This window comes from Roseibium sp. (genome assembly GCF_965232425.1).
Classification (GTDB): domain Bacteria; phylum Pseudomonadota; class Alphaproteobacteria; order Rhizobiales; family Stappiaceae; genus Roseibium.
Genome location: NZ_OZ246971.1, coordinates 2,437,555 through 2,460,342, shown reverse-complemented (window position 1 = coordinate 2,460,342; position 22,788 = coordinate 2,437,555). Strand labels below are relative to the sequence as shown.

General features: G+C 60.4%; 28 protein-coding genes. 13 read left to right on the top strand and 15 right to left on the bottom strand.

Annotated elements, in window-relative coordinates; all coding sequences use genetic code 11:
• Positions 1-205 precede the first annotated feature (205 nt).
• The 7 genes from ACO08A_RS11205 to ACO08A_RS11175 all read right to left on the bottom strand — a co-directional run bounded on the left by ACO08A_RS11205 (position 206) and on the right by ACO08A_RS11175 (position 6,490).
• Entirely contained in the window at positions 206-409 is a 204-nt protein-coding gene (locus ACO08A_RS11205; RefSeq protein ID WP_422041143.1) for a hypothetical protein, read from the bottom strand.
• 136 nt (positions 410-545) lie between these two features.
• Positions 546-2,036 (bottom strand): class I adenylate-forming enzyme family protein, encoded by a 1,491-nt coding sequence (locus ACO08A_RS11200; protein ID WP_422041142.1) that lies wholly within the window; start codon positions 2,034-2,036, stop codon positions 546-548.
• A 5-nt stretch (positions 2,037-2,041) separates the two neighbouring features.
• Complete coding sequence (locus ACO08A_RS11195) at positions 2,042-2,923, bottom strand: 3-hydroxybutyryl-CoA dehydrogenase (RefSeq protein WP_421980388.1); 882 nt, start codon at positions 2,921-2,923, stop codon at positions 2,042-2,044.
• Between the two features lie 136 nt (positions 2,924-3,059).
• Positions 3,060-3,992: an electron transfer flavoprotein subunit alpha/FixB family protein gene (locus tag ACO08A_RS11190; RefSeq protein ID WP_422041141.1), complete on the bottom strand. Its 933-nt coding sequence runs from the start codon at positions 3,990-3,992 to the stop codon at positions 3,060-3,062.
• 24 nt (positions 3,993-4,016) lie between these two features.
• A complete protein-coding gene (locus ACO08A_RS11185) occupies positions 4,017-4,766 on the bottom strand; it encodes an electron transfer flavoprotein subunit beta/FixA family protein (protein WP_422041140.1) in 750 nt (249 codons plus the stop codon).
• A 279-nt stretch (positions 4,767-5,045) separates the two neighbouring features.
• Positions 5,046-5,750, bottom strand: a complete 705-nt coding sequence (locus ACO08A_RS11180; protein ID WP_422041139.1) for a hypothetical protein — start codon at positions 5,748-5,750, stop codon at positions 5,046-5,048.
• Entirely contained in the window at positions 5,747-6,490 is a 744-nt protein-coding gene (locus ACO08A_RS11175; protein WP_422041138.1) for an RNA polymerase sigma factor, read from the bottom strand. Before ACO08A_RS11175 ends, ACO08A_RS11180 begins: the two co-directional genes overlap by 4 nt.
• Here ACO08A_RS11175 and ACO08A_RS11170 point away from each other — a divergent pair.
• Together ACO08A_RS11170 and ACO08A_RS11165 are read left to right on the top strand one after the other, a co-directional pair.
• Positions 6,466-6,957, top strand: a complete 492-nt coding sequence (locus ACO08A_RS11170; RefSeq protein WP_422041137.1) for a hypothetical protein — start codon at positions 6,466-6,468, stop codon at positions 6,955-6,957. The genes ACO08A_RS11175 and ACO08A_RS11170 overlap by 25 nt on opposite strands.
• A 98-nt stretch (positions 6,958-7,055) precedes the next feature.
• Positions 7,056-7,367: an RT0821/Lpp0805 family surface protein gene (locus ACO08A_RS11165; protein WP_422041136.1), complete on the top strand. Its 312-nt coding sequence runs from the start codon at positions 7,056-7,058 to the stop codon at positions 7,365-7,367.
• Positions 7,368-7,375: 8 nt separating this feature from the next.
• On the opposite strand, the gene ACO08A_RS11160 is transcribed toward ACO08A_RS11165, so the two are convergent.
• From ACO08A_RS11160 to ACO08A_RS11140, 5 genes are all read right to left on the bottom strand, one after another.
• The gene (locus tag ACO08A_RS11160; RefSeq protein WP_422041135.1) at positions 7,376-8,068 is read right to left on the bottom strand and encodes a rhomboid family intramembrane serine protease; all 693 of its coding nucleotides are present in this window, start codon (positions 8,066-8,068) and stop codon (positions 7,376-7,378) included.
• Positions 8,069-8,106: 38 nt separating this feature from the next.
• The gene (locus tag ACO08A_RS11155; RefSeq protein WP_422041134.1) at positions 8,107-8,682 is read right to left on the bottom strand and encodes a cob(I)yrinic acid a,c-diamide adenosyltransferase; all 576 of its coding nucleotides are present in this window, start codon (positions 8,680-8,682) and stop codon (positions 8,107-8,109) included.
• Between the two features lie 38 nt (positions 8,683-8,720).
• Positions 8,721-8,915: a twin transmembrane helix small protein gene (locus tag ACO08A_RS11150; protein ID WP_306142292.1), complete on the bottom strand. Its 195-nt coding sequence runs from the start codon at positions 8,913-8,915 to the stop codon at positions 8,721-8,723.
• Between the two features lie 42 nt (positions 8,916-8,957).
• A complete protein-coding gene (locus ACO08A_RS11145; RefSeq protein WP_422041133.1) occupies positions 8,958-9,830 on the bottom strand; it encodes an SDR family oxidoreductase in 873 nt (290 codons plus the stop codon).
• Positions 9,831-9,897: 67 nt separating this feature from the next.
• On the bottom strand, positions 9,898-11,109 hold the full coding sequence (locus ACO08A_RS11140) for a ubiquinone biosynthesis hydroxylase (RefSeq protein ID WP_422041744.1): 1,212 nt from the start codon (positions 11,107-11,109) through the stop codon (positions 9,898-9,900).
• A 155-nt stretch (positions 11,110-11,264) separates the two neighbouring features.
• Between ACO08A_RS11140 and tesB the strand changes: the two genes are divergently transcribed.
• Positions 11,265-12,134, top strand: coding sequence for an acyl-CoA thioesterase II (tesB, locus tag ACO08A_RS11135; protein WP_422041132.1), 870 nt, complete (start codon positions 11,265-11,267; stop codon positions 12,132-12,134).
• A gap of 309 nt (positions 12,135-12,443) precedes the next feature.
• Here the strand turns inward: tesB and ACO08A_RS11130 are convergent, their stop codons facing one another.
• The 3 genes from ACO08A_RS11130 to ACO08A_RS11120 form a co-directional block, all read right to left on the bottom strand.
• The gene (locus ACO08A_RS11130; RefSeq protein WP_422041131.1) at positions 12,444-13,649 is read right to left on the bottom strand and encodes a CobW family GTP-binding protein; all 1,206 of its coding nucleotides are present in this window, start codon (positions 13,647-13,649) and stop codon (positions 12,444-12,446) included.
• A 146-nt stretch (positions 13,650-13,795) separates the two neighbouring features.
• Entirely contained in the window at positions 13,796-14,095 is a 300-nt protein-coding gene (locus tag ACO08A_RS11125) for a hypothetical protein (protein WP_422041130.1), read from the bottom strand.
• Positions 14,096-14,279: 184 nt separating this feature from the next.
• Positions 14,280-15,674 (bottom strand): D-alanyl-D-alanine carboxypeptidase family protein, encoded by a 1,395-nt coding sequence (locus ACO08A_RS11120; RefSeq protein ID WP_422041129.1) that lies wholly within the window; start codon positions 15,672-15,674, stop codon positions 14,280-14,282.
• Between the two features lie 371 nt (positions 15,675-16,045).
• On the opposite strand from ACO08A_RS11120, the gene ACO08A_RS11115 reads away from it, so the two are divergent.
• The 10 genes from ACO08A_RS11115 (at position 16,046) to ACO08A_RS11070 (ending at position 22,730) form a co-directional block, all read left to right on the top strand.
• The gene (locus ACO08A_RS11115; RefSeq protein ID WP_422041128.1) at positions 16,046-16,900 is read left to right on the top strand and encodes an urease accessory protein UreD; all 855 of its coding nucleotides are present in this window, start codon (positions 16,046-16,048) and stop codon (positions 16,898-16,900) included.
• A 15-nt stretch (positions 16,901-16,915) separates the two neighbouring features.
• Positions 16,916-17,218: an urease subunit gamma gene (locus ACO08A_RS11110; protein ID WP_422041127.1), complete on the top strand. Its 303-nt coding sequence runs from the start codon at positions 16,916-16,918 to the stop codon at positions 17,216-17,218.
• A 35-nt stretch (positions 17,219-17,253) separates the two neighbouring features.
• Positions 17,254-17,559 (top strand): urease subunit beta, encoded by a 306-nt coding sequence (locus tag ACO08A_RS11105; protein ID WP_421980403.1) that lies wholly within the window; start codon positions 17,254-17,256, stop codon positions 17,557-17,559.
• Positions 17,560-17,650: 91 nt separating this feature from the next.
• Positions 17,651-18,055 carry a lysozyme inhibitor LprI family protein gene (locus ACO08A_RS11100; RefSeq protein ID WP_422041126.1) on the top strand — a complete coding sequence of 135 codons (405 nt, stop codon included), beginning with the start codon at positions 17,651-17,653 and terminating at the stop codon, positions 18,053-18,055.
• 18 nt (positions 18,056-18,073) lie between these two features.
• On the top strand, positions 18,074-19,786 hold the full coding sequence (gene ureC / locus ACO08A_RS11095) for an urease subunit alpha (protein ID WP_422041125.1): 1,713 nt from the start codon (positions 18,074-18,076) through the stop codon (positions 19,784-19,786).
• A 32-nt stretch (positions 19,787-19,818) separates the two neighbouring features.
• Complete coding sequence (locus ACO08A_RS11090) at positions 19,819-20,421, top strand: glutathione S-transferase family protein (RefSeq protein WP_422041124.1); 603 nt, start codon at positions 19,819-19,821, stop codon at positions 20,419-20,421.
• Positions 20,421-20,915: an urease accessory protein UreE gene (locus tag ACO08A_RS11085; protein WP_422041123.1), complete on the top strand. Its 495-nt coding sequence runs from the start codon at positions 20,421-20,423 to the stop codon at positions 20,913-20,915. Before ACO08A_RS11090 ends, ACO08A_RS11085 begins: the two co-directional genes overlap by 1 nt.
• Entirely contained in the window at positions 20,908-21,618 is a 711-nt protein-coding gene (locus ACO08A_RS11080) for an urease accessory protein UreF (protein ID WP_422041122.1), read from the top strand. Before ACO08A_RS11085 ends, ACO08A_RS11080 begins: the two co-directional genes overlap by 8 nt.
• Complete coding sequence (gene ureG, locus ACO08A_RS11075) at positions 21,615-22,232, top strand: urease accessory protein UreG (protein WP_421980409.1); 618 nt, start codon at positions 21,615-21,617, stop codon at positions 22,230-22,232. Before ACO08A_RS11080 ends, ureG begins: the two co-directional genes overlap by 4 nt.
• Positions 22,233-22,328: 96 nt before the next feature.
• A complete protein-coding gene (locus ACO08A_RS11070; protein WP_422041121.1) occupies positions 22,329-22,730 on the top strand; it encodes a DUF1761 domain-containing protein in 402 nt (133 codons plus the stop codon).
• Positions 22,731-22,788 lie beyond the last annotated feature (58 nt).

The following is a 22,788-nucleotide window of genomic DNA, read 5'->3' as shown; positions in this document are numbered from 1 at the left end:
ATCTGCCTAAATAAACCGGAAGAATTAATTTAAAAGTTTACTTTTTTGACGCCAAGTGCCTGAAACAAGAAACAGCTTTTACGCCGGGTATCTTTCAACACCGGACCAGAGGCCGCACGCGTAGAGACGCGGCCGCACCGCCCAGGTGCCGTTTCCCGCCTGAAAACGCTGGTTCTTTTTAACGAATGAGAATGCCGGAAGGCCTTCAGGCCGTCACATCGACCTGGGTGCCCAGTCCCGGGGGAGGGGCGCTCGTCGCCGTTTCGAGATTGGCAGCGCCTTCCTGCAGCAGGGCGACGAGATTTGCGTCCTGCTGCGCAGCGATCTTGAGCATCTCCGACTGCAATGCCTGCTGCGTCTGCGCCTGAGACGTTGCGGCGTATGTGCTGGCAATGCCGACGCTGTCCATGAATGCTTTCTCTGCTGCTACCGTCAGGAACCGGAATCCTAGCTGCACCGGCCTTAAGCGCGCGTTAACAAAACCCTAAACGAAAACATAAGGTTTTAGAGTCAGGGCCATCAATTTGGATGAATGAGTGCTGAGCCTAGCTGTCGGTGGTGAGTGCCTTGCGCCGGACCTTGCCCGTGCGGGTACGCGGCAATTGCTGCAATGCCTTGTAGATTCTGGGCCGCTTGTAATCCGCAAGCGATGCGGCGGCGAAGGACGCAAGGTCGTCCTCGTCGAACCGCTCCGGATCATGCGCAACGACGAAGGCGGCGATCAGGCGCACACCCGGCCGGACCTCCTGTTCCGCAACCGCGACTTCCTGCACATTCGGGTGCTCCAGCAGCACACGCTCCACTTCTTCCGGAGCAACCCGGTAACCGAACGCATTCATCAGGTCGTCGGCCCGGCCTTCATACCAGAAATAACCATCGCCATCCCGGCGCATCCGGTCTCCGGTCACAAACCAGGGACCCATGAAGGCCGCCCGGGTTTCCTCCGGTCTTTGCCAGTAGCCGAGCATCAGGCCCGGTTCGTCCCGGTGAACGCACAAGAGGCCTGTTTCGTCCGTTTTCGTCTCGGCCATGCCCGCGTCTGTTTCCTGCAGCAACGCGACCTTGCGTCCGGGCTGCGGTTTTCCGGTTGCGCCGGGTTTGACCGGGACGCCCGGTCCGCTGGACAGATATGTCGAGACTTCGCTCATCCCCAGCGCCTCGTAGAGTTCCCGCCCCGTCCGCTCACGCCAGTGGGCATGAAGATCGGCCGACAGGCCCTCACCGGCGGTAAGGCCGTGGCGCAGGGCCGGAAACGCGGTCTTCGAGACGTCGCCATATTTCAGGATCCTGCGATAGAGGCTCGGAACCGCTGCAAACAGGGTTGCCTCGCTGGCCTCGAGGATCCCGGGCCAGACCTCGGGTTCACGCGGGCCCCTGTAGATCACGCTGGTCGCCCCCTTGATCCAGGGATCCATCAGGCCGACGGTAAGCGTGTAACTCCAGTTGAACGCGCCTGAATGAAGCAGACGGTCGGCGGCGGACAAGCCGATCCAGCCGACATGAGCCGCAAGGCGGGCAGTGGCGGAGCGGTGTGCGTGAAGGACACCCTTGGGTGTTCCGCTCGTTCCGGAGGTGTAGATGAGAAAGGCGGGATCTTCGTCCTCCATCACGGCGAACTCACCGGGTGCGGACGTTTTGAGAGCATCGATCTCCGCGGGACCGGCAAGCAATCCCCCGATCGCCTTCGGGACGGCGCTCGAGCCATCATGAAGAACAAGCGAGGCCCCGCTGTCTTCCAGAATGCGCGCGACTTCACCTTCCGGTAGCTGATCCGAGGTCGGAACGGGGACGAAACCGCCGGCAATTGCACCGAAGTACATTAGCGGGAAATCGCTGCTGTGACCGATGCGCAAGAGGACCCGGTCGCCCGGTTTCAGCCCGCGGGCCTTGAGGCCTGCCGCCACCGACAACACGGCGTCTCTGAGCTCACCGAATGTCCAGCTCTCCTCGATGGCGCCACCCGGTCCGACGACCTCCAGCGCCGTCTTGGACGCATCGGCTTTCGCTTGCGTCAGACAGAACTCGGCGAGATTCATGAAGTCTAGCGGGTCGGTACCGGCGTTTCCCCGCGATAGTCATAAAAGCCGCGCTGGGTCTTGCGCCCCAGCCATCCGGCCTCGACATACTTCACCAGAAGCGGGCAGGGGCGATACTTGGTGTCCGCGAGACCTTCATAGAGCACCTGCATGATGGAAAGGCAGGTATCGAGACCGATAAAGTCGGCGAGCTGCAACGGACCCATCGGATGATTTGCGCCCAGCCGCATTGCCTTGTCGATCGATTCAACCGACCCGACGCCTTCGTAAAGCGTGTAGATCGCTTCGTTGATCATCGGCAGCAAAATGCGGTTGACCATGAAGGCCGGGAAGTCCTCGGCCACGGCAATCTGTTTTCCGAGCCGCACACAAAAGGCCTTCGAGGCTTCAAAGGTCTCGTCTTCCGTTGCAATGCCGCGAACCAGTTCGACCAGATCCATGATCGGAACCGGGTTCATGAAATGGATGCCGATAAACCGTTCCGGACGGTCCGTTGTCGCAGCAAGACGGGTAATCGAGATCGAGGACGTATTGGTCGCCAGGATCGCTTCCGGCTTCAGGATCGGACAGAGTTGCGCAAAGATCTTGCGCTTGACCTGTTCGTTCTCAATCGCCGATTCGATCACCAGATCCGCATCGGCGAGAAGGTCCAGTTCCTCAACCGCCTTGATCCTGTCAAGCGCAGCGGTGCGCTCGTCTTCCGCAATCAGGGACTTGCTGACTTGCCGTGCCATGTTGCCGTTGATCGAGGCCAGCCCCGATTCGATCCGTTCCATCGAGATGTCGCTCAAGCCAACGTCGAACCCGGCAAGCGCACATACATGCGCAATTCCGCTGCCCATCTGACCCGCGCCGATCACGCCGATTTTTTTGATTTCGACTGCCATCCTGAACTTCCGTCTGAGAGAAACACCCGGCGAACCGGTTTGCGGTTATTTTTGGCAAGTCTTGAGCCGAACAGCAAGAACCCCGGAGCGAAAACTCGCATTCGCCCCGGGGTTCGTGATCAATTTGCCGCAGGTGTTACTCCACGGCAGCCTTCAAATCCGGCAGTACGTCGAACAGATCGGCAACGAGGCCGTAGTCCGCAACCTGGAAGATCGGGGCTTCCTCGTCCTTGTTGATCGCAACAATGACCTTGGAGTCCTTCATGCCCGCAAGGTGCTGAATTGCACCGGAAATTCCGCAGGCGATGTAGAGATCGGGGGCAACCACCTTGCCGGTCTGCCCGACCTGCCAGTCATTCGGCGCATAGCCGGCATCGACCGCGGCGCGCGACGCACCGACCGCCGCGCCCAGCGCATCGGCCACCGGCATGATGACTTCCTGGAATTTCTCTTCCGAGCCGAGCGCGCGGCCCCCGGAGATGATGATCTTCGCGGATGTCAGCTCCGGACGGTCGGATTTGGAGAGTTCTTCACCGACGAATTCCGAAAGGCCCGTGCCGTCGGTTCCCGCAATGCTCTCAATCGCTGCCGATCCGCCCTCTTCCGCTGCCGCGAACGTGGACGTGCGCACCGTGATCACCTTTTTCGGATCGCCCGACTTCACGGTCTGGATCGCGTTGCCCGCATAGATCGGCCGTTCAAACGTTTCTGCGTCGATCACGGCGGTGATGTCGGAGATCTGCATCACGTCGAGAAGGGCCGCGACGCGCGGAAGCGTGTTTTTGCCGTTGGCGGTTGCCGGCGCGACGATAGCGTCATAGTCGCCGGCCATGCCGACAATCAGGTCGGCTGTCGGCTCTGCGAGCTGATGCTCCAGTACGTCGCTTTCGGCCACCAGCACCTTGGCGGCACCTGAAAGCTTGGCAGCTTCCTCGGCAACGCCCTGCACGCCTTTGCCGGCCACCAGGATATGCACATCCGATCCGAGCGCCGCTGCCGCGGTGAGGGCTTTGGCTGTTGCGTCGTTCAGTGCACCGCCGGCATGTTCTGCCACAAGAAGTGTTGTCATGAGTTTGTCCTCCTGCAGCGCGTCCTAAAGGACACCGGCTTCGTTTTTCAGTTTGTCGACGAGTTCGCTCACCGACGCGACCTTGATGCCCGCCTCACGGCCGGCCGGTTCGGTGGTGGTCACCACGGTCAGCCGCGGCGCGATGTCCACGCCGAAATCTTCCGGTGTTTTCTCGTCGATCGGCTTTTTCTTGGCTTTCATGATGTTCGGCAGGGACGCATAGCGCGGCTCGTTGAGGCGCAGGTCCGTGGTGACGATCGCCGGCAGCTTCAGCTTGACCGTCTGCAGGCCGCCATCGACCTCACGCGTGACGTCGGCGGTTCCGTCGCCGAGATCGATATTGGAAGCGAAGGTGCCCTGGCTCCAGCCAAGCAGCGCGGAAAGCATTTGGCCGGTCTGGTTGCAGTCATCGTCAATCGCCTGTTTTCCGACAATGACGAGGCCCGGCTCTTCCGCCTCGACGATCGCCTTGAGAATCTTGGCGACCGCAAGCGGCTCCGTGGTTTCGTCGGTCTTCACCAGGATACCGCGATCGGCACCCATGGCGAGCCCCGTGCGGAGCGTTTCGGTGGCCTGCTGCGGTCCGACCGACACCACGATGACCTCGGTCGCCTTGCCTGCTTCCTTCAGACGAAGGGCTTCTTCAACGGAGATTTCGTCGAACGGGTTCATGGACATCTTGACGTTGGCTAGATCGACACCCGAACCGTCCGGTTTGACACGAACCTTAACATTGTAGTCGATGACCCGCTTCACGGGCACGAGGATTTTCATTTGCTCTCAACCTCTTTCAGGGCGGTTTTCACCGCTCCGCATTGCAAGGCCCGTCCGTCGATGTAACTCGAGGTCACAAACGGCGGAAACAAGCCAATCGTGGCGCATGGCGCGGGACGGTACTTACCAGCAGGTCGGCTGTCAATTGCGCTATAGGGCGCAAGGCCGAAAATTGCCGGGCTTGGAAAAACATGCGTCGTAATGATGATAGTTCGGACCGAAAAAAGGCGGCGGGCGCACAGCCCGCCGCCATCATAATGCCGCCTGCCGGAAAAAGCGCTAGATGCCGGTATCGTCCCGCTGCGGCGTGAACTTGTCGGAAACCGGCTCTGCAAACACCGTCGTCCAGGTGCCGTTTTCATCCCGGCACGCCGTGCCCTGGATCGTCAGGTCGCGTCCGCTGAAGGTCGTCTGCCTCACATATTCGCGGCACCAGTGACCGCTCTTGCTCTTGTAGGTCTTGATCGGTGTGAGAACGTCCGTCCAGGACCCCTCCTGGCCGATATAGACCGGTTCGCCGCTGACCCGCGTTTCCAGGGCTTCCTGAACGGTCTGCGCCAGCAGGACGCGCTCCGTTTCCATGTGGGCCGCGAGCGATGCAACGGCATCATCCATGCGGGACTGCATCCAGAAAGCCGTGAACATGAACGTTCCGGCGACCAGTACCACGGCTGCGGCAACCTGGACCATCGGGCTTGACCAGAACGGCTGCGCGCGTGCAAGCGGAACACCGCCCCGCTTGTCGAATTCGCTATCGATGACGCTCTGAAACCGCATCATGGCCTGGTCGGGCACGGGCGCCGACACCGCGCTCTGAAGCAGCGCATTGTCCGCCGCCATGTTGTGCAGAAGCTGATCCGCGTCTTCGACATTCGAAATGGCGTTCTTGAGCGTGGCGGCTTCCGCCTCGTTCAGCTCGCCATCCAGAAGTCTGCCGATATCTTCCGCCAGCAGGATCTGCTCGCGTTTCCTGTCAAATGTCATGACATACCCCCTGGCATGCTGCGCAGCGTCACCCCCGGCGCAGTATCCTTGGCCTCGAGAAATTCCCTGAGCTTCAGGCGCGCGCGGGCCAGACGGCTCGTGACCGTTCCGATCGGCACCCCCAGCTCATCCGCAACGTCCTTGTAGCTTTGCCCCTCGATTGCGATCTTCAAGAGAACCTCGCGATTGTCTGCATCCAGCTGCCCGATAAAGGACTGAACCTTCTGCAATTCCAGACTGCTCGCGGCAGCCTTGGCACCGTCGTAGCTGTCTTCGAAATCCATCATTGCCAGATCGAACAGCCGCGCCCGATTGGCACCATCCCTCACAGAATTAAAGTAAAGGTTTTGCAATATTCTGAACATCCAGCTATCGAGACGCGTTGCGGGATCGAACTGATCCAGAGAGCGGATCGCACGTTCGCATGTCGTCTGGACCAGATCGTCAGCCTGGTCCGGATTCCGGCATAGTCGCAGCGCAAAACTCCTCAACTTGGGGAGCAAACGGATCATCTCCGTTTTCAATGCTTCGTCAGACAAGAAGTTCTCCGCAAAACCGCTCTCAAGGGGACAACACGCGAACCTGCCTTTCAATCCCCACTTTTTTTGAATTATGTTGCGGAAGAAGAAAGGCCACCACGTGTTATGGGTGCGAGGGGAAAAAGTCCATTCCCGAATTTTGTCATCATAGCAAACCGCCGAAGAGCTGAAACCGAATGAAACGCACTCGCCAGAATTCATTGCAAGACCGCCTCTCTGCGATGTTCCGCATTCTGCCGAGTGTCGCGGCCTCGGCGTTGGTGTTCTCTCTTGTCTTCTTCAGCCCCTTGTTTGACCTGAAAGATACCATCGCCGCGGCTGCGCAATCCGGAGACGGTGGCAGTGGCGGCGGCGGAGGCGGCGGCGGAAAAGGTGGCGGCGGCAACGGCGGTGGCGGTTCCGGCGGAGGCGGAGGCGGGTCCAACGGAGGTGGCAGCACATCCGGCGGCGGCGAGGACTTCGCGGACGAGACCCGCAAGAAGGCGCAAAAGCAAGCTCAACAGAATTCCCCGGGAAATTCGAACAAATCTGCCTCAGAAAAGTCTAGATCTGACGATCTCTTAGACCGTATCATCGGGCGTCGTCAGTTCCAGGGCGACAGTGAGCCTTCCGGCGGACCTTTGTCCAGGAATCAGGAAAGGGAGGCGATACAAAACGGCTGGCGCTAGATCCAAGAGGCAGGATCAAATTGGGAATATACTTCAATCTGCAGCCTGCAAGGCTTGTGCTTGCGGTGACTTGTCTGGCAACAGCACCTTCATGCACAATGATAACAGCCCAGGAGCAGACTGAGCCCCTCGTGCCCGCGGTCGCCTCTTCGCTTGAAATGTCGGACAAATCCCTGGCGAACAAGCAGCTTCAGGCAGCCTTGGAAAAGTCGGTGTCAGGCCAGTCGACGCGCTGGCAAAACCCCGCAAGCGGTGCAAGCGGCACCGTCACGCCACTCAAGACCTGGAAAACGGCGTCAGGCACCTATTGCCGCTCCTACAACGAGAAAATCGTTCTTGCCTCGGGCAAATCGCTGAATCGCCAAGGCGTTGCCTGCCGCGCATCCAATTCGAGGTGGGAATCGGCGTAAGCGCCCGCCTAGCCCAGATCCCGGTCGAAAAGCTGCACGCCAGGCCGGCGCATGAACAGCACAAGGACCGCACCCGCCGCAAGCCCCCCGACATGCGCGATCCAGGCAACCTGGCTTTCCTCCGCAAACACGAGATTGCCGATCTGGAACAGCACCCATGCACCCAGAAGCCATTGCGCCGTCAGGCGCAGCGGAATCCGGCCGAACACCAGAACCCAGACCTTGACGCGCGGATGCAGCATCAGATAGGCGGCAACGACGCCTGAAACAGCACCCGATGCGCCGATCAGGGGCGTGTCTGAATTCAGATCCAGAAGCGCATAGGCCAATCCCGAGAGGATCGTGCAAGCCAGATAGAAGATCAGATATCTGGAATGCCCCAGTGCATCTTCGACGTTGTCGCCGAAAACCCACAGGAAAAGCATGTTCCCGATCAGGTGCGTGAAATTCCCGTGCAGGAAGGCGTAGGTGACCAGCGACATCCAGTCCGGCAGCACCTGAAATTGCGGCGCCAGGTCCCTGATGTCGAAAAGAACGACCGGGATCAGACCGTGCGAAACCGAAGATGCGTTGATCGCCCTGTATTCGCCGGCGTCCTGAAGCACCAGGAAGACCAGAACATTCACCGCGATCAGCGTCAGATTGACGTAAGGCCTTGCCACATGTTCAAGGCTGTTCTGATCGTGAAGCGGGATAAACACGTGTCAATCAGGCCCCGGTTTTCGGCAAGCTCATGGCGTCAGCGGTTCTGACCGGGAACCCAGAGAACATCTTTTTCGCCCTTGTCGTTCAGATAGCGCGAAGCGACAAAGAAGTAATCCGACAACCGGTTCATGTAGCGCACCGCGGCCGGATTTATCGTCTCTACCGCCGCAAGCTCGACCATGAGCCTTTCAGCACGCCTTGAAACGGTCCGGGCCAGATGCAGATAGGCCGATGCCTCACTACCACCCGGCAATACGAAAGAGCGCAACGGTGAAAGATCGGCGTTCAGCTCGTCGATCGCCGCCTCGATGGCACTCACCTGGCTCTCGGAAATGCGCAGCGGTTCGTAGCCGAGATCCTGGTCCGTCTCCGGGGTCGCCAGGTCCGCCCCGAGGTCGAAAAGGTCGTTCTGGATACGGCCGAGAACATCATCCACAACTTTTTCGTCCGGACCAGCATGAAGTCTGACGAGGCCCACGACGGCATTGGTTTCGTCCACCGTTCCGTAGGCGTCAATCCTCAGATCGTTCTTGGGGCGGCGTTCTCCCGTTCCCAGCGCGGTCGTGCCGTCGTCACCCGTCTTCGTGTAAATCTTGTTCAGAACAACCATTTCTTCTTTCTCCAGGAAACAGCTTCAAATCCGCGACATCAGCCGGAACCGAAGAAATAGAGCCCACTCATCACGAGAACAACCACCAGAAACTGCAATCCGACCCGCCAGCGCATCAGCATCTGTGACCGGTTCGAGGGGCCGTTCCGGAACATGTTCCATATCCCGAGAAGCAGGACGATCGCCACCGCGGCCATGCCGATCGGGACAAGTATGTTGAAAATCTCCGCCATGTTTTTCCTCGCGAGGCTCAAGCCTCTGTTCTGGAACAGAATTTATTCTTCGGCATCGGCTGCCCTGATGCACACCTTGTCCAGCAGACGTGTCGGAAGCAAGCGCTTTGCGACCGACATGAGGGACGTCGGCACCGTGACATGATAGCGCGCTTTCGGCCGTCTCGCTTCCAGCGCGTGAATGAGTTTCCGGACAACCGCACTTGCCGGTAGCTTGAACGGTCCGGGCTCCCCGGACTCCATGCGAACGCGCCGTTTCTCATATGTTTCCCGAAAAACAGACGATTCCAGCCCTCGCGCGCCGATCCACCTGTCGAAATTGGCGAGCGTATTCTGTGTAAACCTGGTGTCGATCGGCCCCGGTTCGATCAGGCAGACATGCAATCCGCTCCCATGGAGCTCCTGCCGCAGTGTGTCGGTATACGCCTCGACTGCGAACTTGGATGCGGTATAGGCCCCGCGAAACTTCAGCGCGACAAATCCGAGCACGGAGGAACACTGCACGATCCGTCCGGATCCGTTGGCGCGCATGGACGGAACCAGTTGTCGCGTCAGATCGTGCCAGCCGATGAAGTTCGCCTCGAACAGGGCCCGCATCGCCTCTGTCGGAATGTCCTCGAGCGCGCCTGGAACGGCATAAGCGCCATTGTTGAACAGCGCGTCCAGTTTTCCGTCGGTCAGATCGAGAACGGCATCGGCGGTCGCGCGAATGCTGTCGGCATCCTCGTAGTCCAGGTAAAAGGCCTCGAACCCCTGTGCCGACAGTCGGTCCAGGTCTTCCTGCTTCCGAGCTGTCGGAAAGACGCGCCAGTTCCGCCCACGCAGGATATGCGCCGCCTCCGCGCCGATACCGGACGAGCATCCCGTAATCAGGATCGAGCGAGGCTTGCTGTAACCCTCTGGCGTATCAATCATGCAGGGCTGGTCCAATCACGTCGAAAGCAGGAATCAGGCCGACGCAGCGGCAATTACTGAAGTCCTATCAGATTGGCTCCCCGGAAAGCAATTTCGGAACCGGTCCGGCAAATCCGGCCGCTTCCTTGATGAACATGCTCTTGAGCCCCGGCATGCGATCTACCAGACCGAGACCGAAGTCCCGGACCGCCCGCAATGCATCGTTGTCATTCGAGAACAGCCTGTTGAGCACATCGGTGACAACACCCATCTGGAACGTGTCGAACCGCCGCCAGCGCTGGTACCTCTCAAGCACGTCGAACGCACCGACATCCTGCCCAAGGCGGCGTGCATCAACCAGGACCTCGGCCAGTGCCGCGACATCCTTGAAGCCGAGATTCAAGCCCTGGCCGGCGATCGGGTGGATGCCATGAGCGGCATCGCCGATCAACGCGAACCGGGGCTGTACGTAGTCGCGGGCAAGCTTCAGACCCAGCGGATAGGCGCGCCGCGGTCCGTCGACTTCAAGTTTGCCCAGATGGTGTCCGAACCGGCGTTCCAGCTCGATTTCGAATGTGAATTCGTCCGAACGCACCAGCCGGTCCGCATCCGCGGTCTTCTCCGTCCAGACCAATGACGAGCGATTAACGGGCAGCGGCAGGATGGCAAATGGTCCGGCCGGCAGAAAGTGCTCTTCGGCGCGCCCGTTATGCGGACGTTCATGTTTCACCGTGGTCACGATGCCCGACTGGCCATAGTCCCAGCTCACTGTCCTTATGCCGGCCAGCTCCCGCAGCCTTGAACGGACACCGTCGGCAGCCACCAGCAGCCGGCTCTTCAGCAACTTGCCGTCTTCCAGCTCGATTTCGCTATGGTCCGCAAGCGTGCGGAACGTGTCCACCGAGGACGGCGCGAAGAACGCGACACCGAGCGACTTGGCGGCCTTGAAAAGCGCCGGCATCATGACCCCATTGGGCATCATGTGGGCGAACGGTTCTCCTTCCGTCGCCTCGCCGTCAAACGTCAGAAACACCGGACGCACGGCATCGCGCAGTTTGCTGTCCGTGACGATCATTTCCGCGATCGGCTGGGATTTTTTCTCAATCCGGGTCCAGATCCCGAGTTGCGTCAGCATGCGGGAGGCCGCCGCGGCAATGGCCGATGCTCTCGGATCCATATGCAGCTGGTCCATGGGTTTCGGATCGACGACGGCGCAGTTCAGGCTCGGATCCCCTTGCTTCAGCGCCACCGCAAGTGACAGGCCGACATATCCGCCGCCGGCGATCACGACGTCGAACATGTCCGTCGATTTTGGTTTCTTGGCCACTTGAATACTCCCTGCCCCGAGCTTCCCCAAAGGCATCTTGACTTTAACGTCATCTCCCGTCCAAGAGTGCTGGCCGGGCAAAACGATTTCAACAGCGACATGGCTGGTCCACGCAAAGGAATACACCGATGAACACGGCCATTGACAACCTTCTGCAGATACTTGACCTGGAAGCGCTGGAAAGCAATCTGTTCCGTGGTCGCAGCCCGCAGGTTGGCTGGCAGCGGGTTTTCGGCGGCCAGGTCATCGGCCAGGCGCTGGTCGCGGCCTCCCGGACGGTTGTCGAGGATCGTCATGTCCATTCCCTGCACGGATATTTCCTCCGCCCCGGTGACCCGCAGGTTCCGATCATCTACGAGGTCGACCGGATCAGGGACGGCGGCAGCTTCACCACGAGGCGGGTCGTTGCCATTCAGCACGGCGAGGCGATCTTTTCCATGTCAGCATCTTTCCAGCTGCACGAAAACGGGCTGGAGCACCAGTTCGACATGCCCGATGTACCGAAACCGGATGAATTGCCGAGCGACCGGGAACTGAAGGAAAAGTTCCTGGCAGTCGCACCGGAGAACGTCCGGCGTTACTGGGAGCGTGAGCGGCCGATTGAAATGCGCCCCGTCGAATTGACCCACTATTTCAGCAAGAAACCCTTGCCGCCGCGTCAGTATGTCTGGGTGAGAGCAACGGGAAAATTGCCCGACGAGGAACGCATTCACCAGTGCGTCCTCGCCTATGCGTCCGACATGACGCTTCTCGACACCTCCCTTTTTCCCCACGGCACGTCGGTTTTCAGTCCGAAGATCCAGGCGGCGAGCCTGGATCATGCCATGTGGTTTCATCACCCGTTCCGCGCGGACGAATGGCTCCTTTATGCGACCGACAGCGTGTCGTCATCCGGTTCCCGCGGCCTGAACAGGGGCTCCTTTTTCACAATGGACGGAAAACTGGTCGCCTCGACAGCCCAGGAGGGACTGATCAGGCTGCGCAGGAAAGACAAGTGAGCGCCATCGGCACCGGAGAACGCTGCGAAACGGCGTCCCGGCGCGGACGTCTTGCAGGCCTGCCGGTTGTTAAACGCTAGTCACCTGAATCTGAAGTTCGCTTCGGAAACTGCTGGAGCAATGATGCGAACTTCAAATTCACCGCACTCGTCACCTGAATCTAAAGTTCGACCCGTTTTGCAGCGGGCTTCGAACGAACTTCAGATTCAAGAAGGTGACGAGTAAGTCTATGTTTCTAGTGCGGTTTACGAATTTGAAGTTCGCGTCGCAGACTGCTGGAGCAATGATGCGAACTTCAAATTCACCGCACTAGCGCACGGGGCTGGTGAATCCGGAAACGGCGAGCGGATTGTCCGTCAGCGCTTTGTGATCCGGCGTGTCGGGACGCAGCGCGCCGGAAAAAGCCTCGAACATCTTCCGCACGAAGCCCTCGGGCAGGTCCTTGGTGATGAACACCATGCGTGTACGCCTGTCGTCATCCGGCCACGCTTCGAGCGTCGCGGGCGGATGAAACACATGCTGGACACCGTGGATGACCACCGGCCGGTCAGGATCTTCGGCGAGCTGCACGATCCCCTTGACCCGCAGGAGCTTGGGGCCGTGCGCCGAGCGAAGCAGATCGAGAAACATCTCCAGGGCCGATGCCGGCACCGGCCGGTCGGTCGCGAGCGTGAACGCCCGGATGGCGTCGCTGTGCCGGTTGATGTCATGCGCATGGCCATGTTCATGAGCGTGGCCGTGATCGTGGTCATGTCCATGCGCATGGTGGTGGTGGCCGTGTCCGCTCTCAGCGTAGGCTTCCTCGTTCAGCCAGGCCGCGACATCCGGTATCTTGCTTTTCGGATCATAGAGACCTGCATTGAACAGCTTGTCCGGTGCGGCGTCACCGGATTGGGCATCAAGCCGCAACGCACCCGGGTTCAGGGCCTGAAGGCGATGCGTCAGTGCGTCGAATGCCGTGTTCCCGGTCTCCGCGGCCAGGAGGTCGGTTTTCGTGAGCACGATCCTGTCCGCAACGGCGGCCTGCTTGCGGGCTTCTTCGTGTTCATCCAGTGTCGAAAGCCCATTGATTGCGTCGACCAGCGTGATCACGCTGTCGAGCCGGTAACGCATGACCAGGTAGGGATGCAGCATCACGGTGTGCAGGATAGGCGCGGGATCGGCGAGACCGGTGGTCTCGATGATCACCCGGCTGAGCCGTTCCGTGCGTCCGTTGTCCAGGTGCCGCAACAGGTTTTCCAGCGTCGTGACGAGATCGCCCCGGATCGTGCAGCACAGGCAGCCGGAAGACAGCTCGACAATGCCTTCTCCTGCCTGGTCGACGAAGAGATGATCAAGGCCGATTTCGCCGAACTCGTTGATAATGACCGCCGTATCGGCCATCGCGGGATCCTTGAGAATTCGATTGAGGAGAGTGGTCTTTCCAGCTCCCAGAAATCCCGTCAGTACAGAAAGCGGGATGGGAGGTTTCGGCCCCTTTTTCGGAGCGGATCCGGACTGTTCGTGGGAAGCCATGAAACGCGACTCCAGTTGTGATACCGGAAGCCCGTCGCATCACGCGCAGGAACATGGCACGTCGACAGGCCCGGGTTCGGGACAGGCCGAACCGCTAGCATCCTTTCCGGGAAGACGTCAAAGGGAAATGTAACTTTGTAACTGTTCTAGCTGGCGTTGAGAACCGTCTCTTCCGGCTCGCTTTCTTCCGCTTCGGCGCTTTCGTCCACGCCTTCCGCGCCAAGATCCATCGGCGTCAGGTCCTGGACGATATCCATGTCCGTAAACGCAAAGGTCGAATCGCCCTGTTCTTCCGAATCGATCACGTGCCGCACCGCTTCCGCGGCCTTTCGAAGAGTGGCGATCACTTCCTCGACCGATGTGCCGTCTTCCAACTGATCTGCCGACAACTCTGCCAGGCTGGCAAGCGCCCTGATTGTTGCTGTGGATCTCGGTTCAATCATCATGCGAATTCTCGATCTGGTTAAGGACCGGCATTCCAATGCCCGACGGAGTGCACGTCCGGTGCCGGGCGCTTTGACGGCGTCGCACGCATCGACAGCAGACTTCTTACCGCAGTGTTAAGGAACTCGGTAAACAAAGTGTTAACTCTCCGGAACGGCCATTCCCGGGCGCAGCCGCAAACCAGGCCTACTTGCGCGGACTGGGCGCCGGCACGGGCACGGTGAAATCGAGCCCTTTCCGGAAAATTGAGCCGGGCGCGGCCTGGCCGGTTTCACCGGCTCCCTCCGCGCTCGCCGATGCGGCCTGCGTGATGCCGCCCGCTGCGCTGCCTTGCGCCGTATTCTGGAGTTTCGCCCGGATCTCGATCTCGGCCCTGCGCAGGGGATTCGCGGAGGGGACGGGAACGTCTGAGGCAGGTATTTGCGATCCTGCGATATTGGCGGCCGGTTTCGGTGTTCCGCTCGGTTTTCCGAGACTGACCTGCAGTGGCTTGTAGGCGATGCGGCGCGGACCGAGCGTCCGGTCCAGTATCTTGGCCCAGTCGGGTTTTCCGTTCGCGAGCGTGAACCCGCTTTCATCGACCTGCTTGAGCTGCTTGTCGCTCGCACTCCTGAAGAAGAGGAAGCCGCCCGATGGTTCGTTCTTCATGTCGAACCGCGCCATGTAGGCCTTCGCGCCGGGGCTTCGGTTGCGCCGGCAGTACCCGTTCGCCGGTGGATTTCCCGAAGACCCGGTCATGCTGGCGACTTTTTTGCCGCCGCCGCCGCGCTTCTTGAACCCCTTGTCGAAAAGCTGGCGCGCGAACGCGGTCCTCTCCAGCCCGGAGCCTGCGCCCAGGATGATGGCGATCAGGGTCCGTCCGCGGCGCGTCACGGAGGCTGCGACGTTATAGCCGGAATTGCAGATGTAACCGGTCTTCATTCCGTTCGCCCCGGGAACGCGCAACAGGAATTCGCGGTTCGCCGAACGCAGCGTCTTCTTGCCGAAACGCAGTCCCGGATGATTGTAGAATTTTTTCGATTCCGGGAAATCCCGGCGCAGCGCCATGGCGAGAATGGCCATGTCCCGGGCCGTCGTAACCTGCCCGTTGTCCGGCAGCCCATGCGGATTGGTAAAGCGCGTATTGGTCATTCCCAGGCGCCGGGCTTCCGCGTTCATGGCCGCGAGGAAAGCCGATTCAGATCCGGAGACGGCTTCTCCGAGCGCCACGGCGACATCATTTGCCGACTTGACCAGGATAATCTTCAGGGCCGTGTCGATCGTGAACCGCGTGCCCACCTTGAAGCCCATTTTGCTCGGCGGTTCCGACAATGAATTCTTGGACTGCACGACCGCCGAATTCAGTGTCGCGCGGCCCTCCCGTATCGCCTTGAAGGTGACGTAGGCCGTCATCATCTTCGTCAGCGAGGCCGGGTACCACTTCCGGGTGGCATTTTTTTCTTCCAGAACCTTGCCCGTCTTGGCGTCGACAAGGATGAACGCACCGATATCGGCACGCACGGACCCGCCGCTCAGGACCGCAGCACCAAGGAAAAGGGTCAGAAAAAAGACTGTCAGGCGGCCAATTGGGCTTGAGAACACGTGTATCCCTCGCTGGTCACACCGCTATATGAACGCACACTGGTTAAAGACTGTTTTCCGTCTTGCCGTTCCTATTAAAAACCGGATCATGTCGCGCAGGGCAACCCCCCGGCCGAAATCACGGCCTGATTGCACTTTGTGCAATCGCCTAACTTTTATGCAGACATGTCTTGCGGCGGCGCTGCCACCTGCGCATTTCCGCGACCGCGCGCCCGGATTCCGGCGCTCCGGGCAAATCGAACTTTTTTGGCCCGGCCCTTGCTAATATGCTCGCAACCGGAACCGGGGAACGTCGCCGACATTCCCGGCCAGAATTCGGAAGAAAGGCGCCGGCATCAGCCGGACCGGCAAGATCCAGGGGCGGAGAAAGCATGTATGATGCTGCAATGGCATCAGTTTCAGGCCTGCAAGAAGAAACTCTGCAGCGAGTGTCCGGCACGGCGCGTATCCGCTTCGCGAACACCGAGGGACGCACGCGTCTGGCGGACCTCTATCAGCAGGGATCTGCGAAGATCAGGTTGCCCAGGGTCTATGACGCCACCGCCACCGCGGTCCTGATCAACACCGCCGGCGGCCTCACCGGCGGCGACAAACTTTCCTACGATATCGCGATCGATGAGAACGCACACGCGATTGTGACCAGCCAGACCGCCGAGCGCGCCTACCGCAGCAAAACCGGCTCGGCAAAAGTGACAGGTTCGCTGCGGGTGGGGGCAGGCGCGACGCTGGAATGGCTTCCCCAGGAAACGATCCTGTTCGACCGGTCCGGACTGACACGCACGCTGAACGCCGATCTTGCCGTAAGCGCCCGGCTGATGCTGCTGGAAACGATCGTGGTCGGCCGTACGGCCATGGGTGAAACCGTCAGGCAGGTCGACTTCAGGGACCGCTGGAGAATCCGGCGGGAAAACAGGCTCGTTTTCGCCGATGAGGTCCGCTACCGAGGCGACCCGGCGGACTTCCTGAGCGGTCCCGCGACCGCGCACGGCGGTCACGTGGTCTCGACCTTCGTGGATTGCGCGATCGATGCCGAAGAGCGTTTGCCGCACGCGCGCGCCTGCCTTGAAAGACTTCCGGCGACATCGACACATGGAGCGGCAACTGCCTGGGACGGCTTGCTGACGGCGCGTTTTGTGTCGGATAATAGCCGTGACCTGCGCAACGCGCTCATTTCGTTTTTGACCGGTTACCGCTCGGCCGATCTGCCGCGCGTCTGGTATTGCTAGTTTGGAGGATATGACGTGAACCTTACTCCGCGCGAGAAGGACAAACTGCTCGTTTCGATGGCCGCAATGGTTGCCCGCCGCAGACTGGAGCGGGGGGTCAAGCTCAATCATCCCGAGGCCGTCGCCCTGATAACGGACTTCGTTGTCGAAGGCGCAAGAGACGGGCGATCCGTCGCCGATCTCATGGCCGCCGGGGCAACCGTAATCAACCGCAGCCAGGTCATGGAAGGCGTGGCCGAGATGATTCACGACGTTCAGGTGGAAGCGACCTTTCCGGACGGAACGAAACTCGTGACCGTCCACGAGCCGATCCGCTGAACCTTTCTCTCTTCCAGGATTTCAGGAGTTTGCAAATGATCCCGGGCGAAATCTTTCCGGCCGAAGGTGAAATCGAGCTGAACGTGGGGCTTGAAACCGTCGAACTCGACGTCTCCAACACCGGGGACCGGCCTGTCCAGGTGGGCAGTCACTATCACTTCGCGGAAACCAACAGCGGCCTTTCCTTCGATCGTGAAAAGGCCAGAGGCATGCGCCTCGACATTCCGGCCGGTACCGCCGTCCGGTTCGAACCCGGTCAGACAAGATCCGTGACCCTTGTGCCGTATCGCGGCAACCGGACCGTCTACGGTTTCAATCAGAAGGTCATGGGCGCGCTATGACCGTACCGGCCAAGGCGTTTCCTGTCCTTGTCGGCCCAGGCGTGAATCAGCGCCGGGGAACTGGAAAAACCTGCGGGGGACTTGGGATCTGATGCGCCTCTTGCTCGCCGCCACCCTCTGTATCTGCCTGACCCCCGGCGTGGTCGCGCAGGAAAACATCGATTGCGGCTATCCGCTCAACAACAACGAGCGCACCTACTGTGCCGAAAAAGCACTGACGGAAGCCAACACGAATCTTGACACCGTTTACCGGGACCTCCTTGCGAAGACCGTTCAGATGGATGACGCCTTGCCGGACCACCTGAAAGGCGCGCCGTCCGCACTTGAAGAGGCTCAGGCCGCCTGGGTCTCCTATCGCGAACTCGACTGCAGGGCCTACAGCTTTCCCTTCAAGGGAGGCACCCGGGGCAATGACCTTTACCGGAACTGCATGATCGTCATGACGATGCAGCGCATCGACGATCTGACCGCAACACTTGAAGACTACGGCAACTGATCGCCGACAGGAGCAACCATGGCCTATAAAATGCCACGTGCCGCCTACGCGGACATGTTCGGACCGACAACCGGCGACCGGATGCGCCTTGCCGATACCGAGCTGATCATCGAGGTGGAAAAGGATTTCACCACCTATGGCGAGGAAGTGAAATTCGGCGGCGGCAAGGTGATCCGGGACGGCATGGGCCAGTCGCAGGCACCCCGCTCGGCAGGCGCCGTCGACACGGTCATCACCAATGCCCTGATTGTCGATCACTGGGGCATCGTGAAGGCGGATGTCGGTCTGAAGGACGGCCGCATCGTCGGCGTCGGCAAGGCGGGCAACCCGGACGTCCAGCCGGGTGTCGACATCATCGTCGGACCCGGGACCGAAGCGATCGCAGGCGAGGGCAAGATCCTGACCGCCGGCGCCCTCGACGTGCACATTCATTTCATCTGTCCGCAGCAGATTGAAGAAGCCCTGATGTCCGGTGTCACGACGATGCTTGGCGGCGGCACCGGACCGGCCACCGGCACCAACGCGACGACCTGCACGCCCGGACCCTGGCACATCACGCGCATGCTTCAGTCGGCCGACAGCTTTCCGATGAATCTGGCCTTTGCCGGCAAGGGCAACGCGTCTTTGCCCGCGGCGCTGGAGGAGCAGATCATGGCCGGTGCGTCGGCCCTGAAGCTTCACGAGGACTGGGGCACGACACCGGCGGCAATCGACACCTGCCTCTCCGTCGCCGACGAATACGACGTCCAGGTCATGATCCACACCGACACGCTGAACGAGTCCGGTTTCGTTGAGAACACGACGGCCTCTTTCAAGGACCGGACGATCCATGCCTTCCATACCGAAGGCGCAGGCGGCGGGCACGCGCCGGACATCATCAAGGTTTGCGGCGAGCTGAACGTGTTGCCGTCCTCGACCAACCCGACGCGGCCCTACACGGTCAACACGCTGGAAGAGCACCTGGACATGCTGATGGTGTGCCATCACCTAGACAGCTCCATCCCGGAAGATGTCGCCTTCGCCGAAAGCCGCATTCGCAAGGAAACCATTGCCGCGGAGGACATCCTCCATGACATGGGCGCGTTCTCGATCATCGCCTCCGACAGCCAGGCCATGGGCCGCGTCGGCGAGGTCGTGATCAGAACGCTGCAGACGGCCCACAAGATGAAGGTCCAGCGCGGCCGTCTCGCGGAAGAAACCGGCGAGAACGACAATTTCCGCGTGAAGCGTTACATGGCCAAGATGACCATCAATCCGGCCATTGCCCACGGGCTTGACCAGCATGTCGGGTCCGTGGAGATCGGCAAGCTGGCGGATCTGGTGCTCTGGGATCCGAAATTCTTTGGCGTCAAACCCGACATGGTGCTGAAACTCGGCACCATCGCGGCCGCGCCGATGGGAGATCCGAACGCGTCGATCCCGACGCCGCAGCCGGTTCATTACCGGCCGATGTTCGGCGCCTTCGGCAAGGCCATGACGGAAAGCCGGGTGACCTTCGTCTCCCAGGCGGCCTATGACACGAATATCGGTGAGAAAGCCGGGCTCGACAGTCTCGTGCTACCGGTGAAGAACGTCCGCGGCGGTATTTCCAAGAAATCCATGGTTCTCAACGATGCGACCCCGGATATCGAGGTTCACCCGGAAACATACGAAGTGCGCGCCGACGGTGAACTCCTGACCTGCGAACCGGCGGAGGTCCTGCCCATGGCCCAGCGCTACTTCCTGTTCTAAGGTCCGAACGAACACGCGTTTGGGAGAGGACAATGTACAAGATCGTCGGATTTCCGAGGACCCGGGCCATGCGGGTGATGTGGCTCCTGGAAGAACTTGGAGAGCCCTACCAGATCGATCCTGCCTTGCCGCAGTCGGAAGATGCCCGCAGCTTCAATCCGAGTGGCAAGGTGCCGATCCTGATCGACGGCGAAGCGGCCATCACGGACTCCGTCGCCATCTGCACATACCTGGCCGACAAGCACAGCCAGTTTACCTTTCCGGCCGGAACGGTCGAGCGCGCGCTGCAGGACAGCTTCACCCAGTTCGGCGTTGACGTTCTGGAAGGTGCGCTTTGGACAGCGTCCAAGAACACGTTCATTCATCCCGAAGACATGCGCGTCCCGGAGATCAGGAAGGTCTGCAACATGGAATTCCAGACCGGGTTGGAAACTCTGGAAAAGCGTATTGGTGCTGGTCCCTATGCGATGGGAGAGACCTTCACGATCGCCGATATCATCATCGGGCACTGTTCGGGCTGGGCGGTTGCCGCAAAGTTCGACCTGCCGAAGGACGGACCTGTCTACGACTATTTCAAGCGCCTGCGGCAGCGCCCGGCGTTCAAGGCCATGAAGGCGAAGGTCGACGCAGCATAATGATACGTGTCCATAAAATTCATTCCGCCGGAAGCTGGCAGGGCGGCCCGGCAGACCGGATTACACTCGATCTCGATGACCGCTATCGACGCCGGGCGGTCCTGAGCGGAGAGGGGGGTCTGACCTTCCTGCTCGATGAACCGAACGCGGTGCATCTGCGGCACGCCGACGGTCTTGAGTTGGAGGATGGCCGGATTGTCGAAGTGGTGGCGGAACCGGAAGATCTTGTCGAAATCGAAGCGGACGGCACGGCGCATCTCATCAGGATCGCCTGGCATCTGGGCAACCGGCACCTGCCGACGCAGCTGATGGGCGAAACCCTCAGGATCCGCCGCGATCACGTCATCGAGGACATGGTGGCAAAGCTCGGCGGACGCTTGACACCGCTGCAGGCGCCTTTCGACCCGGAAGGAGGCGCCTACGGACACGGCCGCACGCACAGTCACGATCACGGGCATGATCACCATCACGGCCACGGGCACGGCCATGACTGAACAGATCTCGCCCGCCGCATTGTACCGATTGATGACCTTTCTCTCCCCGGCCTTCCCGGTCGGCGCCTTCACCTACAGCCACGGACTGGAGCAGGTGATCGAACAGGGCGTGGTAACGGATCGCCTCCAACTCGAACGATGGCTGCAGGATGTCCTGCGCCACGGGGCAGGGCGCACCGACGCAATCCTGCTTGCCGAAACCTGTCGCGATTTTCAGGCAAACGACAAAGACGGTGTTCGGGATCTTCGCGATCTTGGCCTTGCGCTGCAGCCGTCCAGCGAGAGGCGCCTGGAAACCGCCGCCCAGGGCACGGCGTTCATCCGGACAGTGCAAAAGAGCTGGAGACCGCAGGGTGACGGGTCCAAAGCCCGCTTTATCGAACTTGTCGACGCCGATCAGGAGGACTGGCCCTACCCGGTCGCGGTCGGTCTTGTCTGTGCGGCACATGAAATCCCGGCCGGGACGGCGGTCACATCCTTTCTCCAGGCGTTTGCCGCCAACCTTGTTTCCGCTGCAATCCGGGCTGTTCCGCTCGGTCAGAATGACGGGCAGCTTGTCGTCGCCAACCTGGAAGCGGTCATTTTTGGCGTTTCCGAAGAAGCGCTCCGGTCGGGGCTCGACGACCTCGGCAGCTCTGCCTTCCTCGCGGACATCGCCTCAATGGCGCATGAAACACAGTATTCGAGGCTCTTTCGCTCATGACATCACAGAACGGTCCCCTGCGCGTCGGTATCGGCGGCCCCGTCGGTTCCGGCAAGACCACCCTGACCGACCGTCTCTGCAAGGCGATGCGCGACACCTTTTCGATCGCCGTCATCACCAACGACATCTACACAAGCGAAGATGCCGAAGCCCTGATGCGGTCCCAGGCCCTGTCCAGTGACCGGATACGCGGCGTGGAAACCGGCGGCTGCCCGCACACGGCCATCCGCGAAGACGCCTCGATCAACCTTGCCGCCATTGATGATCTGACACGATCCATTCCCGATCTCGATCTGGTGCTGATCGAATCGGGCGGCGACAATCTGGCCGCCACCTTCTCCCCCGAACTTGCCGACCTCACCATCTATGTGATCGACGTCGCCGCAGGGGAGGAAATACCCAGAAAGGGCGGCCCGGGCATCACCAGGTCGGATCTGCTCATCATCAACAAGACCGACCTTGCGCCTTACGTCGGGGCTGACCTTGATGTAATGGACCGGGACGCGACGCGGATGCGCAAGTCACGCCCGTTTGTCTTCGCCAACACCAAGGCGGGAGACGGGCTTGACCGTGTCGTCGACTTCATCATCCAGAAAGGTGGGCTCGCCGCCTGAGCGGCCTCGGACCGCATGCGCGCAGAACAACATCACGCTTGATCTTTCAACCGTTTCCACTCACCCTGCATCCTCAAAAATGCGGAGGGCGGAACCATGATGTTTGACGGTATCAATCTCTTGGCTGTGGCGGTTGCCGGCGTGGCATCGTTCATATTCGGATCGATCTGGTACGGTGTTCTGGGCAAGGCCTGGATGGCGGCAGCCAGCCTGACCGAGGAGCAGACCAAACCGGATCCGGTGACGCTTGGCCTGACTTTCGTCTGCCAGCTGGTGATGGCTTTCGTGTTCGCCGGCGTGATCTACCACACCGGTCAGACCTCGATCCGCGCCGGACTGATTTCCGCGCTGATGATCTGGGTCGGCATCGTCATGACAACACAGATCATCAACCACCGCTTTCAGGGCAAACCCTGGAGCCTCACGCTGATCGACGGCGGCCACTGGCTCGGTGTGCTGATTGTCCAGGGTGTGGTGATCGGCTGGTTCGGCTCCTGAAACCGCACGCCCACGGAGCAGGCACACTCCGGGTCAACCACAAGACTTACGCCTAAAT

Excerpts from the sequence above, each read along its gene's own strand:
- ACO08A_RS11205 (WP_422041143.1), bottom strand. The coding sequence starts at position 409 with ATGGACAGCGTCGGCATTGCCAGCACATACGCCGCAACGTCTCAGGCG.
- ACO08A_RS11200 (WP_422041142.1), bottom strand. The coding sequence starts at position 2,036 with ATGAATCTCGCCGAGTTCTGTCTGACGCAAGCGAAAGCCGATGCGTCC.
- ACO08A_RS11195 (WP_421980388.1), bottom strand. The coding sequence starts at position 2,923 with ATGGCAGTCGAAATCAAAAAAATCGGCGTGATCGGCGCGGGTCAGATG.
- ACO08A_RS11190 (WP_422041141.1), bottom strand. The coding sequence starts at position 3,992 with ATGACAACACTTCTTGTGGCAGAACATGCCGGCGGTGCACTGAACGAC.
- ACO08A_RS11185 (WP_422041140.1), bottom strand. The coding sequence starts at position 4,766 with ATGAAAATCCTCGTGCCCGTGAAGCGGGTCATCGACTACAATGTTAAG.
- ACO08A_RS11180 (WP_422041139.1), bottom strand. The coding sequence starts at position 5,750 with ATGACATTTGACAGGAAACGCGAGCAGATCCTGCTGGCGGAAGATATC.
- ACO08A_RS11170 (WP_422041137.1), top strand. The coding sequence starts at position 6,466 with ATGAAACGCACTCGCCAGAATTCATTGCAAGACCGCCTCTCTGCGATG.
- ACO08A_RS11175 (WP_422041138.1), bottom strand. The coding sequence starts at position 6,490 with ATGAATTCTGGCGAGTGCGTTTCATTCGGTTTCAGCTCTTCGGCGGTT.
- ACO08A_RS11165 (WP_422041136.1), top strand. The coding sequence starts at position 7,056 with ATGATAACAGCCCAGGAGCAGACTGAGCCCCTCGTGCCCGCGGTCGCC.
- ACO08A_RS11155 (WP_422041134.1), bottom strand. The coding sequence starts at position 8,682 with ATGGTTGTTCTGAACAAGATTTACACGAAGACGGGTGACGACGGCACG.
- ACO08A_RS11150 (WP_306142292.1), bottom strand. The coding sequence starts at position 8,915 with ATGGCGGAGATTTTCAACATACTTGTCCCGATCGGCATGGCCGCGGTG.
- ACO08A_RS11145 (WP_422041133.1), bottom strand. The coding sequence starts at position 9,830 with ATGATTGATACGCCAGAGGGTTACAGCAAGCCTCGCTCGATCCTGATT.
- ACO08A_RS11140 (WP_422041744.1), bottom strand. The coding sequence starts at position 11,109 with ATGTTCGACGTCGTGATCGCCGGCGGCGGATATGTCGGCCTGTCACTT.
- tesB (WP_422041132.1), top strand. The coding sequence starts at position 11,265 with ATGAACACGGCCATTGACAACCTTCTGCAGATACTTGACCTGGAAGCG.
- ACO08A_RS11130 (WP_422041131.1), bottom strand. The coding sequence starts at position 13,649 with ATGGCTTCCCACGAACAGTCCGGATCCGCTCCGAAAAAGGGGCCGAAA.
- ACO08A_RS11125 (WP_422041130.1), bottom strand. The coding sequence starts at position 14,095 with ATGATGATTGAACCGAGATCCACAGCAACAATCAGGGCGCTTGCCAGC.
- ACO08A_RS11115 (WP_422041128.1), top strand. The coding sequence starts at position 16,046 with ATGTATGATGCTGCAATGGCATCAGTTTCAGGCCTGCAAGAAGAAACT.
- ACO08A_RS11105 (WP_421980403.1), top strand. The coding sequence starts at position 17,254 with ATGATCCCGGGCGAAATCTTTCCGGCCGAAGGTGAAATCGAGCTGAAC.
- ACO08A_RS11100 (WP_422041126.1), top strand. The coding sequence starts at position 17,651 with ATGCGCCTCTTGCTCGCCGCCACCCTCTGTATCTGCCTGACCCCCGGC.
- ureC (WP_422041125.1), top strand. The coding sequence starts at position 18,074 with ATGGCCTATAAAATGCCACGTGCCGCCTACGCGGACATGTTCGGACCG.
- ACO08A_RS11090 (WP_422041124.1), top strand. The coding sequence starts at position 19,819 with ATGTACAAGATCGTCGGATTTCCGAGGACCCGGGCCATGCGGGTGATG.
- ACO08A_RS11085 (WP_422041123.1), top strand. The coding sequence starts at position 20,421 with ATGATACGTGTCCATAAAATTCATTCCGCCGGAAGCTGGCAGGGCGGC.
- ACO08A_RS11080 (WP_422041122.1), top strand. The coding sequence starts at position 20,908 with ATGACTGAACAGATCTCGCCCGCCGCATTGTACCGATTGATGACCTTT.
- ureG (WP_421980409.1), top strand. The coding sequence starts at position 21,615 with ATGACATCACAGAACGGTCCCCTGCGCGTCGGTATCGGCGGCCCCGTC.
- ACO08A_RS11070 (WP_422041121.1), top strand. The coding sequence starts at position 22,329 with ATGATGTTTGACGGTATCAATCTCTTGGCTGTGGCGGTTGCCGGCGTG.